Annotated in this window: 11 protein-coding genes; 1 reads left to right on the forward strand and 10 read right to left on the reverse strand. The window is 62.0% G+C overall.

The genetic code is table 11. The annotated features are described in order from the left end of the window. Positions 1-209: 209 nt before the first annotated feature. The 10 genes from DWQ09_00250 to DWQ09_00295 all read right to left on the reverse strand — a co-directional run bounded on the left by DWQ09_00250 (position 210) and on the right by DWQ09_00295 (position 11,484). On the reverse strand, positions 210-1,547 hold the full coding sequence (locus tag DWQ09_00250; GenBank protein KAA3630499.1) for a phenylacetate--CoA ligase: 1,338 nt from the start codon (positions 1,545-1,547) through the stop codon (positions 210-212). A gap of 249 nt (positions 1,548-1,796) precedes the next feature. Then, positions 1,797-3,146 carry a phenylglyoxylate dehydrogenase gene (locus DWQ09_00255; protein ID KAA3630500.1) on the reverse strand — a complete coding sequence of 450 codons (1,350 nt, stop codon included), beginning with the start codon at positions 3,144-3,146 and terminating at the stop codon, positions 1,797-1,799. A 194-nt stretch (positions 3,147-3,340) separates the two neighbouring features. After that, positions 3,341-4,600 carry an NAD(P)/FAD-dependent oxidoreductase gene (locus DWQ09_00260; GenBank protein ID KAA3630501.1) on the reverse strand — a complete coding sequence of 420 codons (1,260 nt, stop codon included), beginning with the start codon at positions 4,598-4,600 and terminating at the stop codon, positions 3,341-3,343. A gap of 10 nt (positions 4,601-4,610) precedes the next feature. Continuing rightward, the gene (locus tag DWQ09_00265; protein KAA3630502.1) at positions 4,611-5,816 is read right to left on the reverse strand and encodes a phenylglyoxylate dehydrogenase; all 1,206 of its coding nucleotides are present in this window, start codon (positions 5,814-5,816) and stop codon (positions 4,611-4,613) included. Next, positions 5,813-6,103 (reverse strand): ferredoxin oxidoreductase, encoded by a 291-nt coding sequence (locus DWQ09_00270; GenBank protein ID KAA3630503.1) that lies wholly within the window; start codon positions 6,101-6,103, stop codon positions 5,813-5,815. Before DWQ09_00270 ends, DWQ09_00265 begins: the two co-directional genes overlap by 4 nt. After that, positions 6,100-6,672, reverse strand: a complete 573-nt coding sequence (locus tag DWQ09_00275) for a ketoisovalerate oxidoreductase (GenBank protein KAA3630504.1) — start codon at positions 6,670-6,672, stop codon at positions 6,100-6,102. Before DWQ09_00275 ends, DWQ09_00270 begins: the two co-directional genes overlap by 4 nt. A 121-nt stretch (positions 6,673-6,793) precedes the next feature. Then, positions 6,794-7,678: a phenylacetyl-CoA:acceptor oxidoreductase gene (locus DWQ09_00280; GenBank protein KAA3630505.1), complete on the reverse strand. Its 885-nt coding sequence runs from the start codon at positions 7,676-7,678 to the stop codon at positions 6,794-6,796. Next, entirely contained in the window at positions 7,675-8,343 is a 669-nt protein-coding gene (locus DWQ09_00285) for a 4Fe-4S dicluster domain-containing protein (GenBank protein ID KAA3630506.1), read from the reverse strand. The genes DWQ09_00280 and DWQ09_00285 overlap by 4 nt, the downstream gene beginning before the upstream one ends. Beyond that, positions 8,340-11,078 (reverse strand): molybdopterin oxidoreductase, encoded by a 2,739-nt coding sequence (locus tag DWQ09_00290; GenBank protein KAA3630507.1) that lies wholly within the window; start codon positions 11,076-11,078, stop codon positions 8,340-8,342. Before DWQ09_00290 ends, DWQ09_00285 begins: the two co-directional genes overlap by 4 nt. Positions 11,079-11,082: 4 nt before the next feature. Beyond that, complete coding sequence (locus tag DWQ09_00295) at positions 11,083-11,484, reverse strand: LysR family transcriptional regulator (protein KAA3630508.1); 402 nt, start codon at positions 11,482-11,484, stop codon at positions 11,083-11,085. A gap of 621 nt (positions 11,485-12,105) precedes the next feature. Here DWQ09_00295 and DWQ09_00300 point away from each other — a divergent pair. Further along, positions 12,106-13,254: an ABC transporter substrate-binding protein gene (locus tag DWQ09_00300; GenBank protein KAA3630509.1), complete on the forward strand. Its 1,149-nt coding sequence runs from the start codon at positions 12,106-12,108 to the stop codon at positions 13,252-13,254. Positions 13,255-13,281: the final 27 nt, after the last annotated feature.

A 13,281-nucleotide genomic window follows, 5' to 3' on the forward strand; every position in this document is an offset into this window, starting at 1 on the left:
TTCAACTCCGTTTATCGATAGGGGGAGGTGGCAGGCCACCGTCCCCGTTGCCGCTCAATGCAAAGAGAAATTGCGCCGCTCTTGGCTCGCAGATTCCCTAAGTCTAGGCGCTGTTGACCATCCACCGGGTGTGGATCGTCCCGCTACCGGGCCAAAGCCCGTTTGCGGTCCATGCGCCTCGCGATAAAGGAGTTGTCGCATGAACCGATTTACTTCTTCCGCAGGTCCCGTACGCGCACCGCCTTGCCCTGGGAACGGGGTACCTCGCCGGGTCGTTTCAACTCCACCTTACAGGTGACGCCGATCATCGATTTGATGTGGTGGCGGATCTCCTGTGCCAGCGTCGGATAGCCGCTTGCGGCGGTCTGCGGGGCAGCCTCGGCCTCGACCGTGAGATCATCCATCGAGCCCTCGCGGCGCACCACCAGCTGGTAGTAAGGGGCAATGCCTGCGAAACCCACCAGCACCGATTCGACCTGCGAAGGATAGACGTTGACACCGCGGATGATCAGCATGTCGTCGTTGCGCCCCGTGACGCGCTTGATGCGCACATGGGTGCGCCCGCACGCGCAGGGCTCGTCGGAGAGATAAGTGATATCGCGGGTGCGGTAGCGGATCATCGGCAGCGCCTGCTTGGTGAGCGTGGTGATCACCAGTTCACCCGATGCGCCCATGGGCTGCGGCTCGCCGGTTTCGGGATCGATGATCTCGAACAGGAAGTGGTCTTCCCAGCCGTGCAGTCCGGCACGCTCTTCGCGGCACTCGGCGGCCACGCCCGGTCCCATGATCTCGGAGAGACCGTAGATATCGACCGCGGTGATTCCCAGCCGCTCATCGAGTTCGGCACGCAGCGCATCGGACCAGGGCTCGGCGCCGAACACGCCGATCGACAATGGCAGCGAACGAATGTCGATGCCTTCCGCCTCCGCCAGCTCGGCGATGTTGAGCGCATAGGAAGGGGTGGCGCACAGCGCCTTGGCGCCGAAATCCTGCAGCAGCACGATCTGCTTTTCGGTGTTGCCGCCCGACATGGGTACGACGGTCGCTCCCAGGCGCTCGGTGCCGTGGTGGGCCCCCAGGCCGCCGGTGAACAGTCCGTAGCCGTAGGCGTTGTGGACGATGTCACCGGGACGCACGCCGGTCGACGCCAGCGAGCGGGCCATCAGATCAGCCCACATGTCGATGTCCCCGCGCGTATAGCCGACCACCGTCGGCTTGCCGGTGGTGCCGGAGGAGGCGTGCACGCGCACCAACTCCTCGCGGGGTACCGCGAACATGCCGAAAGGGTAGGCGTTGCGCAGATCGTCCTTCACCGTGAAGGGGAACCTGGCGAGATCGGCAAGCTCCCTGAAGTCATCGGGCGTGACGCCTGCGGCATCGAAACCGGTGCGATAGTGGGCCACGTTGTCGTAGGCGTGGCGCAGCATCTTTTTCAGGCGCTCGCGCTGCAACTCGGCGAGTTCGCCGCGCGGCAGGGTTTCGAATTCGGGCTGGAAATAGTAGCCGTCGCTCGTGACCGGTTGCGGTGTCGGGTTAATAGCACTCATCTCGTTCCCCTCCGTATAGCTCTCCCCAGAGCATCTCGATTGATTGATCGTTCTCGCGCAGCACCGGCATGCGCGCAATGGACGCAAAGTTTATCGCCGGTCTTGCTTGGTGAGCTTGGCGTCCTGGAGAGACCATTAGCCGCTCCATTTACCGAGAATTTCCTCTCGCCAAGCCACCAGGAACTGCGAATCGATACCCGAAAGTCCTTTGCGGTCTTCGCGTCTTTCCGTCTTGGCGCGAGAGCCAACTCAGCTCGCCTGATGGCTCGCATCGTCTGTCACTCGCTGAAAACCGCGCAGCACCCGCAGCCGCTCGTCGACCACCTTTTGCAGGTGCTCGGTCTGGTGGGCCTCCAGGTGCCGGTATTTACCCATCAGACCGATATAGCTCGCCAGCGCCAGCGGCTTGTCGATGGGATGCGTGAAACGCAACCCCGTTTCAGGCGCGAACTCCCAGAGCGGCGCAAAATTGGTCTCCACCCCTTTGCGGCACGCCTCGATGGTCTTCTCGGCCGGGATACGCCAGCCGGTCGGGCAGGGCGAATAGATGTGCAGGTAGGCAAAGCCGTGCTGTGTGGCCGCCAGCGCCTTGTTCAACTTGTCGTAGTAATCGTCCATGAAGGCCAGCGAGGCGGTAGCCACGTAGGCGCAGTTGTGCATCATCATGATCAGCGGCAGATTCTTGCTGTCGGTCGGTTTGCCTTTGGCGCTGGAGCCCACCGGCGTGGTGGATGTCCAGGAGCCGAAGGAGGTGCAGCCCGACGATTGCATGCCGGTGTTCATGTAGCCTTCGTTGTCGACCACGATGAAGAGAATCTGTTCGCCGCGTTCCGCCGCACCCGAGAGCGACTGGAAACCGACATCGCCCGCGCCGCCATCGCCGGCCAGCGCCACCATGGTCACATCGCGCCCGACGCGGTTGTACTGACGCTTGATACCTGCCAGCATCGAGGCGGTGTTGGTGAGCAGCGGGTGGAAGATCGGCACCTTGGCGCCGGTACGCCCATTGTAGCCCACCGTGCCCATGCCGGGGATGCAACCGGGGGGTGCGGCCACCACCACGTTGTCGCCGATGCGGCGCAGGCTGTGGCGGATCATCAGCTCCGAATTGCAGCCCTGGCAGGCCGACAGCCCGGCGACGAAGAGGTCTTCCTCGGCGCCGTACTGGTTATAGATCTCGGCAGTACGGTTGAACTCCAGCGCGCCGTGCGGACAGGCCTTCACGCAGGCCGGATCGCCGTCGCAGAGGTCGCACTTGGCGACGTGACCCAGGGCGGCGTTGTGACTGATGCCCGCGTAGACGCAACCCACGGTACACAACAGGCAGTTGACGCATAGCGAGCCGTCCCAGTCGATGACGCCGTTGTCGTCGTTCTTCGCCAACGCGGCGGCGGGGCAGTTCATGACGCACTTGGGATCGCCGCACTGGCGGCAGATGGCGAGTTCGGCGGGTATGCCGGCGCTGCCGCCGATGATCTGCAGTCGCGAATGCACCAGATCAGCGGTGCCGGATTTGGCCTGTGCGCAGGCGCTCATGCAGTCGCCGCAGCCATCACAGTGCTGGGCGTGGAAGGCGATGGTGGAATGGCTGATACCCATAGTTTAAATCTCCCTGCCCGCGTGGTGGGCGACGGGTTCAAAGTGCAGTGTCAAGCTGGCGAAACGTGAAGCCGGATTGGGTCTGGATTCGAACAGTACAACCTCTGTCTTGATGCCAGAACTGCTTGCGCTATCCAGTTCGACTTGTCTCGTAAGCCTGTTCATCTTTGGTCCGCCTTTGCTCACCATGCGGGCTAGCGCCAGATCTGCGACATGAGCGTACGGCCTGTTTGCAACGGCTGCGCCAGGAACTGCTCCCTGACCGGTGTCAGGTCGACCTCGCGCAGAATGAGTTGCCAGAGCACCCCGCCATCGAGTGGATCGTTGATCGCCGAAGCGCCGAGCAAGCGACCGTCGCGCAGCAGGAATTTGCGATAACGCCGGTTGGGCAGGTCGTTTTCGGTGACCACTTCGGCACCGTCGCAGCGATCGAGCCCTACCGCTACCGCCTGTTCGCCGAAGAAGGTGTAGGTATTGAGCGGCACCGCGCCGGGAAATGGTTTGACGGCAGGGTCGCCCGCCATGGCCATGCCGGCGATGCGCCCCTGTTCGACGGCGTTGGGCAGGATGCCGTTGATCACCTTGCGCTTCGGGTCGTAGAAGTTGCGCGCCTGGGCGACGTCACCCGCTGCCCAGACATTTTCGACGTTGGTGCGCATGGTGTCGTCGACCAGAATCCCCTGATCGGTGAGGATGCCGGAGCCGGCTAGAAAGTTGATCTCCGGGGTGACCCCGGTGGCGACCAGCAGGAGATCGGTGCACATCTCTTCGCCGTTGTCGAGCGAGACGACGAGACAGTCGGGATCGCTCTGGTGACCGGCGGTGGTGACGGTATGCCCGAGGCGCATGTCGACGCCGTTGTTGGTGAAGGCGTCGGCGATCAGATCCGAGGCGGTCTGGTCGAAGTAGCCGGCCAGCACCCGTGACTCGCGCTCGACGACGGTGACCGCGACGCCCGCCTTGGCCAGGTTTTCGGCGGCGTGCATACCGATCAGCCCCGCGCCGAGCACCACCGCGCTGCGTACCTGCTCGCGTGCCTCGCGCAGCGCGATGGCATCGTCGAGGGTGCGCAGCACCCGGAAGGGGACATCGCTCAGTCCGGCGATAGGCGGCACGATGGCGCGTGCGCCCGTGGCGAGCAACAGCTTTTCGTAGCCGAGCACCATGCCGCCGGCGAGCTGAATGCGCTTCTCCTGTGTCTCCACCCCGATGACGCTGGTGTCGAGCTGCAGGTCAATGTCGTTGTCGGCGAAGTAGTCGGCTGAACGCAGTCCAACCCGATCCGGCAGCGAGCGTCCCGAGACCACATAAGGCAGCACCGTGGGCGAGTAGGGCGGATGGGCGTCGCGGGTCACCAGGGCGAGACTGCCGCTCTGATCCCAGAGCCGGATGGCATGCGCCGCTTCGAGCGCTGCGTGGCTGCTGCCGACGATGAGATAGTCGTAACGGTCCATGGCCATCTCCTTAGGCGTCTTCGTTGAGCCAGATGGGAAGGTCGATGCGCTCGCCGTCGCGCACCCGGGCGACGGTTTCGATGACGCGTGTGAAATCCTCGGGCGTGATGTCGGCGCCGGCCAGGCCGCCGATGAAACTCACCGCGGGGACCCGTTCGGGCAGGTGGTAGAGGGCGCCGAGAATATCCTGGTAGAGCGGCCCGCAGTTCCAGCTGAAGCTGACCGCGCGGTCCACTACGCCGATCGCCTTGACCCTGCTGAGCGCCGCCTTGATGGCCGCCAGCGGGAAGGGTCGGAAGGTCTTGATCTTGATCAGCCCCACCGTCTCGCCGCGATCGCGGGCCATGTCCACCGCGTCCTTGCCGGCGCCGGTCATGCTGCCGATGGTGACGATGGCGTAGTCGGCGTCGTCGAGGCGGTACTCCTCGACCAGCGGCGCGTAGTGACGCCCGAACCCCTTGCTCCATGCCTCGTGCACTTCGGTGATGACACCCAGCGCGTTCTGCATCCCCTGGCACTGACCCTTGCGATAGCGCACGAACATCCCCGGTCCAGGGCCGCCGGCACCGCCGGTGAGCGGGTCGACCGCCATCGGGCGCTCGGGATCAAGGGCGACATGCCAGTTGGTATCGCGGGTGCCGAGGAAGGCGTCCACCGCGGCCTGATCGGGCACCTCGACACCGGTCACCCCGTAGGAGAGGTAGTTGCCGTCGTGGTTGACGTTGATCGGCAGCATCACGTCGCGGTGTTCGGCAATGCGGTAGGCCATGATGGTGGTGTCGAGGATCTCCTGCACCGACTCGCAGTACATGTGGATCCAGCCCGCCTCGCGCACCAGCATCGCATCCTGCTGCCCGCCCCACACCGATTGCGGCGTCAAGGTGTCGCGGGTCACCAGCGAGGCGACCATGGGCAGGCGCATGCCCGGTGTGCGGATGTAGGGCTCGAACATGAAGGCCAGCCCCGGACCGCAGGTGGCGGTGTAGGTGCGCGCGCCGGCGAGGCAGGCGCCCTGCAGCGCGGAGAGCACGCTGTGCTCACCTTCCACATTCATCAGATCGGCGTCCATCACCCCGTCGGCGATGAACTGCGAGACATACTCCACCAGCGAGGACTGGGGGGTGATGGGGTAGACGGCGACCACATCGGGACGCGAGCGGACGACGCCCCAGGCGGCGGCTTCGTTGCCGTCGCAGACGATCTTTTCGGCGCTCATTTACCCACCTCCTCAACCATGGCGATGGCGTTGTGCGGGCACTCGAAGGCGCAGATGCCGCACCCTTTGCAGCTGGCGAGATCGATATCGAACCAGCGCGGTTTCTCCACCACGCACTGCACCGGGCAGTAGATCCAGCAGGTGGCGCACTTGACGCATTTGTCGCGGTCCACCACCGGGCGCTCGGCGCGCCAGTCACCGGGCAGCATGGCGCTGCATTCGGTGGCGATGGGGCAGAGGTTGTTCGGTATCTGCGAGGCGTCATAGGGCGTGCGTGGTGTGTTCATGCGGCTTTCTCCCCACCCAGTTCGAAGACCTGGGTCTCGGCGTAGCCGCGCTCGATGGCATCCATATTCTGGCGCAGGCCGGCGTCGCGAAAATTGGCGGTCTGGAGCCCTTTCTTCAGCGATTCCAGACCCACCACGCCGGTGGTGCGGGCGAAAGCGCCGAGCATGATGGTATTGGTGATCGGGCGGCGGAACAGATCCATGGCGATGCCCACGGCATCGCACAGGCCGACCCGGGCCAAGGTGGCGGGTAATGCCAGGTCAGCCAGGGATTTTTGCGTCGCCTGGATCAGCGTACCGCCGGGCTTCATGCCGGCGAAGATATCGACCGCATTGGCGACTGATGGGTCGATGCAGAGAATGAAATCGGGATCGTAGATATTGTTGATGCGGCGGATCTCTTGGTCATCGAAGCGCAGAAAGGCCGCCACCGGCGCACCACGTCGTTCGAAGCCGAACGCCGGGATGGCGGTGACGAACTTGCCCTCTTCGACCAGAGCCTTGGCCAGTATCTTGGAGGCCAGTACCGCACCCTGGCCGCCGCGGCCATGAAAGCGCACCTCGTGCATGGTTCTCCCCTCCTGCTGTCTAGAGTTGCCTTGCGCAAAGGGCGCCAAGCAAACCAAAAGTAATCTCTTTGCGCTGCTGGCGTCTTTGCGCCTTTGCGCGAGGTCCAGCTCAATTCAAACCCTACCAGCCGGGTTTGGTGCCCGGTCCGGGTTTGCCGCCACCCCGCGCCGCGCTGTGATCGATCGCAAAGCCCTGGTTGTAGGAGGCGCGCGTGATGATGATGGCCTTCATGTACCAGCCGCCAAAACCCGCCAGTGCACCCGCGGCGACACCCAACGGTATGGCGTACCCGGTGAAGGCGAGGGCGGTGGCCGCTAGTATGGCCGGCGCTACTCCGCCCAGCAGGGCGACGATGCCGTCGGCATCCCGCAACACCTGCAGGGCGGCCAGTGGCGCATCGCCTTCGAGGCCGGCGCGATAGGATTTCCAGGCGCCAAAGCGCATCACGCTGAGCGCTAACAACAGCACCAGCACGGTGCGCCCCGCGGCGGCGACGGCCTCGGTGGAGAGCAGCGGCATCAGAACCAGAAAAAAAGCGGCGCCTTCGGTCAATCCCGTGGTGAGGATCAGCGGTACGATGCGTGGTGTGCGCCATACCGGGATGCCGCGCGAGGCGTGCAGGATCCGGCCTTGGCAAAAAAGAAAAACGGCCGCCAGCACCGCCAGCAGAACCACCAGTCCGATCCACTGAAACCACAGCGCCAATGCCCCACACAGCATCAGCGGCATTGCCACGATGGCTTCCCGGGTCATCCACGAAGTGTATGGATTGAAGAATACGTGCAGCGCCCGTAGCGGGCGGCCGATCTCCAGCCAGACCATCGACAGCCCAAGGGCCACGAAGACCAGGCCTGCGAGCGTGGGCATGAAGACGGGCGCACCCAGAAGTCCGGCGACGAGGGTCACCATCAGCAGGCCGGTGCCGGTGCCGCCACCGATAAAGTTAGCGGCCGCCCGCCAATCCCACGTGTCCTGCAGGGTGGGGGCAGCAGGATTGAAGCTCATGACTTATCCTCCTGGTCGATCCCGTCCCAGAGGTAGTAGAACCCAGGATTGGTACCCAGCTCCTCGTGCATGCGAAACCACTTGTTCTCGGCCAGCAATTGCGAGACGTTGCTGTCGGGATCTTCGATATCGCCGAATACCAGGGCGTCGGCAATACAGGCATTGGCGCAGGCCGGTGTGGCATCGGGATCGATGCCCGGGGTCAGGCCGTTCTCCAATCCGTAGTCGATGCGGTCGGAGCAGAAGGTGCACTTCTGCGCTACTTTGAGGCGTTTCGGGTCCTCGCGCTTCAGTTCGTGGATCATGCGCTTCAGTCCGGTATAGGCCCGGGCCGGCTCTACCACCTTGTACCGCGCCTGATAGGGGCAGGCGACCATGCAGTAGCCACAGCCGATGCAGAGGTCGTAGTCGATGGTCACCAGGCCATCTTTGCGTTGCCCGGTGGCCGTCGAAGGGCAGACATGCATGCAGGGCGGATCCGCGCAGTGCTGGCAGCCGACCGGCACGAAAGCGCGGCGCACATCGGGGAACTCGCCCACCTCGAGATCGAGCACCTTGCGCCACTGCACATGGGGCGCGGTGGCGTTGGTATGCTTGCAGGAGGCGGTGCAGGTCTGGCAACCGACGCAGCGGTTGAGGTCCGCGATCATCACGTAGCGGCTCATGATTTGCCACCCACCTTGGTGATCTTCACCTTGGTCAGATCGGCACCCGACCCAGTGGAGTCGGTGAGATCGAGCAGCATCGGTACCAGTGCGTTGAGACTGGGGGCACCGAAATCCTTGGCGAACGGCGTGACCCAGTGGTCGAACTGACCGATCATCAGCACGGTGTCGGGGCGAATGCCCTGGCGGGTGAGCACGGGGCCGCGGGTGGAGTTGAGCGGCGAGGCGATATCGACGATGTCACCGTCCTTCAAGCCCATCTCGGTGGCGCGCTTGGTGTTGATGACGATGCAGCGATGGCCCGCGACGTTGTCCGAGACCTCCTTGATCATCTGGATGCCCATGTTGCCGCCCCAGGCATACTGCATGCTGCGTGCGGTGACGGCCCAGAAGGGATAGTCCTCGATGTCGACGTGGAAGTTGCGCTCCAGCGCCTTCTCCCACATGCCGGGGTAGTCTTTCCAGGAGGGCATTGGCTCGTACTCTTCGAGCTGCTCGTCCCACCAGGAGATGCCGTGTTCGTGCAGGCGCCGGCCGAGCTGTTTGCCGATACGCATCAGACGTTCCTGGTAGGGCAACTCGAAACGCAGGTTTTTCTCCTCCAGCGTGGCGTAGAGATACCATTTGACGCGCGGGAATTCGGAGACACGCAGCGCGTTCTCCTTGTACCAGTCGAGCCCGTTGGTTTCCTTGCCGTCGGTGATCTCGGCGCTGGCTGCCTTGCAGGTGGCGTCCCAGATCGCTTCGACCGAGTGGGTCTGGTCCTCGGCGAGCGAGAAGTCGTATTTGTCGCCTTTCAACGGCACACCGGCTGCGCCACGGTTGATCGCTTTGTTGTACTTCTCCAGCACCCCGGCGCGGCGCGCCAGCTCGGTCGAAATCCAGGTAAAGTCCTTGGCGTCGCCCTGGGCCTCGACCACCGGCTGGCGCAGCGCAAAGCCCTGGAAGTCCCAGAACTGCTCGATGAATTTGGTGCCGCCCACACGGATCAGCTGCAGGCCTTCCAGGTCGGTCCGGTCGGGCAGGAGGATATCGGCCACCCAGTTGGTTTCATCCTGGGTGTAGGCGAAGGCGACGGTGAAGGGGAACTTGGCCATCACCTCGCTCACCTGCTTGGTGTCCCAGAACGAGATCGCCGGATTGGTGCGGTAGACGAACCAGATATCGGGCGGTGTGGCCTGCGGCCAGTGATCCGGACCCTTGTCCTGCTGCATCCACGCGAGGTGGGTCGGACCCAGCGCCTGGCTCCAGGGGGAGTTGGCCACCAGCGGAATCAAGGTGCGGTTGGCGTTGCGCACATCGGGCTTCGCCAGCCAATTCTCCTTGTCGGTCGGGTTCATGGGGTAGTCCATGAATCCGTCCGGATGCGCGGTGACCGAGAGATTACGGTCGGTGGCGGGGCGGTTGAGCCGCACGGTCGTTCCCAGCGTGCCGCCGGGTACCTCCAGTGCGCCCACCAGGCAGGCCATCAGCGTCCGCGCCCAGCAGCAGTCGAACCCACCCCAACCGTTGTTGACCGTCTTACCGAGTGCAATGGCTACCGGGCGGTAGGGCAGGGTGCGCCCTTCCACCTCGATGGTCTCGCCGACACGGGCATGGTCAAGGAATTCCAGTGCCAGGCGGCGAATCACCTTCTGGTGCACACCGCATATACGCGCCGCCCACAGGGGCGAATACTCTTCCATGTGATCGCAGAGCTTCTGGAAAGCGGGAACGATCTTGGTGTCCTCGTGCTCCCAGAAATTGGTATCGGCACCCACCTCGACACCGGTGACCTTGAATTCGCCTTCCAGGGCGGGATCGGTGTCCGGGGTATCGAAGGGTACCGCGCGCTTGGTTTTGAGGTCCCAGATCAGCGGCTTGCGGCTCTCCGGATCGCGCATGAAAAAGCCGTTCGGGGCGATCAGATAGGGTGATGTGGTGCGGTGCTTGAGAAACGGAATGTCCAGGCGCTCGCGCCGCTCATGGAGCATCACGTGGATCAACCCGAACATGAAGGCGGGGTCGGTCTTGGGGCGGATCGCCACCCACTCTGAAGAGCAGGCTGCCGTTACCGAGAGGTGCGGTTCGATCTGCACCCGCTTGCCGCGACGGGCGCGGAATTCGGCATGACGCGCTACACCGGCAACGCCACCCGAGGCTTCGACGTTGTAGCCAAAGGAGAGCACGTAGTCGCAGTTGGGGGTATCCGGGGCCACGGTAAACGCCCGGTGCCACAGTTCACCGTAGAGGTGCTCCGAGTGATAGCACTTGACGCCCTGGCCGCTGCCGAAGCCGAAGTCGATCGGACCCAGTGATGCAAGAAACGCCGGCAATGTGCCCATGTAGTAGGTGGGTGTGCCGCCGCCGCCGAAGCTGGCGGCGATGCGTGGGTAACCCGAGGCATCGTTCGGTCCCTTGGCCTGGATCGCTTTGAGACGCTCGGCGATGGTGTCGAGCGCCTCGTCCCACGAAATGGGAACAAATTTCGGATCCTGATCACGTCCCTTCTTCGGGTTGGTGCGCTTCATCGGCGTACGGATGCGATGCGGATTGTAGAGCTTCTGAATCAATCCGTAGGCTTTGACGCATACCTTGCCATTGGAGGGCGTAACGGCGCAGGCCTTGAAGTTGGGTTCGACCTCGGTGGCGACGCCATCCACTACCTTGACGGTCAGGAAATCAGGTCCGGCGACACACTGATAGCAGTAGGTCGGGACCTTTTTGACTTCTTGTGGCTTGGATGCCGTAGCCATGGAATCAGCCCGCCTTGGCGGCCTTGGCCTTCAGGCGCTCCGCTGTTTTAGCAACTTCGACGACGAAGCGATTGTGTTTGCCACGGCAAATGGCATCCACGGAATCTTTGCCGCTAATTTCGAAACTTATCGCGCGCCCTTCGGCGCTGGATATGGTCACGGTCAGCTCGACACTCATTCCCAGCAGCGTAGGGGCGGTGTGATCCAGCTCGATTCTTGCGCCTACGGAATCTTCACCCACGTCCAGATGCTCAAGAAGCAATTCACGGCAGGTCATCTCAATGTCGCGCACCAGGTTCGGCGTGGCGTAAACACGGCATTCTTCGCCCATGAAATCGATGGTGCGGTCGCGGTCGACCCGAATGGAGACGGTTTTGGTTACACCAGCGATCAAGGTGCTCTTCATGAGTGTTTCCTCCAGATCTGGTTATTGATTGCTCGTGGTTGTTGGACAGCGCGCTTCATCAGGAGTGGGTGTGCACACCACACTCCACTTTCACCGCTAAATCCTTCGGTATTATGCGTAATTGACGTTTACGTAAGGGTAATTTAGCCATGATACGTCCAGTGTAAAAATAAAAGCAAGGCGCGATTCCAGCCGATCAGCGCGAGCAATAGCCGCGCACATTTGGTATAGCGCCATCATCATAATACGTTTAAGGAATGGGAGCCTCTTAAGATGGCCTTGACAGGCCAAATAACAGACTTTTTTCCTCTGGATACTGGTGTGCAAAAGCCGCCTATGGAATCTTTCATCACGGACGTGCGCATTACAAAAATCGGTTGTCACCAGGGTGTGAGGTATGGTACCAAGTGACGTTGACGTAAACGTCGAAAATGCAAGATGGTGCCGCGAAGCAAACTCGAAAGGGTTGGGTTTGTTCTGCGGGTGCAATCTTGTTAGCTTTGCTGCATGCTGAGCGATCACGACGTCAACCGGTCACTAGCTACTAAACAAAATGGTTCGAGCCGGTACTTGGCGCTTTAGCAATAACGAAGTTCAATTCCAGAGTGAGGAGGGGTTTTCATGTCCAGTCGTCGCAATTTCCTGAAGTATTCATCAGCGGTGTTGTTGGGGGCCTCGATGGCCACCTCAGCCATGGCCGCCGACCCAATAAAAATTGGCTCGTTTCTGGCGGTAACCGGGCCAGCATCGTTTCTAGGCGATCCTGAGCTGAAGACGCTGCAGATGTATGTCGATGAGATAAACGCCAAAGGCGGCGTGATCGGCAGACAGCTGGAGTTGATTCATTATGATTCCGGCGCCAACCCGCAGAAGGCTGTAGGTTTCGTCAAACGTCTGATCCAACGCGACGGAGTCGATTTGATCGTCGGCGGATCCGCTTCTGGTGAAACCATGGCCGTCGTCCCCGAGGTCGAGCAGGCCGGGGTACCGTTTATTTCTCTCGCGGGCGCGCTCGCCATCGTTGAACCCGTCAAGAAATGGGTATTCAAAACCCCTCATACCGATCGCATGGCTCTCGGTAAGGTTTACGGTGACATGAAGAAGCGTGGTATCAGCAAGGTTGCGTTGATCAGTGGCGATGGCGGCTTCGACAAGTCGTGCCGCGGTCAAGCACAGGGCCTGGCGGCCCCCTACGGTATGCAGATTGTGGGTGATGAGTCTTATGGCGCGAAAGACACCGACATGACCACCCAGTTGACCAAGCTGCGTGCGACCGATGCGCAGGCGATCATGAACTGCGGTTTCGGTACCGGTCCGGCCATCGTCACCAAGAACGTGCGTCAGTTGGGTATCGATCTGCCGCTCTACCAATCGCACGGTGTCGCCTCGAAGAAATATATCGAGCTCGCAGGTGACGCTGCTAATGGCGTGCGTTTACCCGCTGCCGCGCTCTTGGTTGCGGATAAACTGCCGGACAACGATCCACAAAAACCGGTTTTGGTGTCCTATCAAAGAAAATACGAAGCTGCCCACGGTGCGGTGTCGACTTTCGGCGGTCATGCATACGATGGACTGATGATCGCGGTTCAAGCCATCGAACGTGCCGGTAGCACCGACAAAGAGAAAGTCCGTGCCGAAATCGAGAAGACACGTGGATTCATCGGAACCGGTGGAGTGTTCACCATGAACGCTAATGATCACCTGGGTCTGACCCTTGATGCCTTCAAGATGCTTGAGATCAAGAACGGCGACTGGACGCTCGCCGAGTAGTCTTCGAAACTCGCAGTTCCCTTAATA

This window comes from Pseudomonadota bacterium (genome assembly GCA_008501635.1).
Taxonomy (GTDB): domain Bacteria; phylum Pseudomonadota; class Gammaproteobacteria; order QQUJ01; family QQUJ01; genus QQUJ01.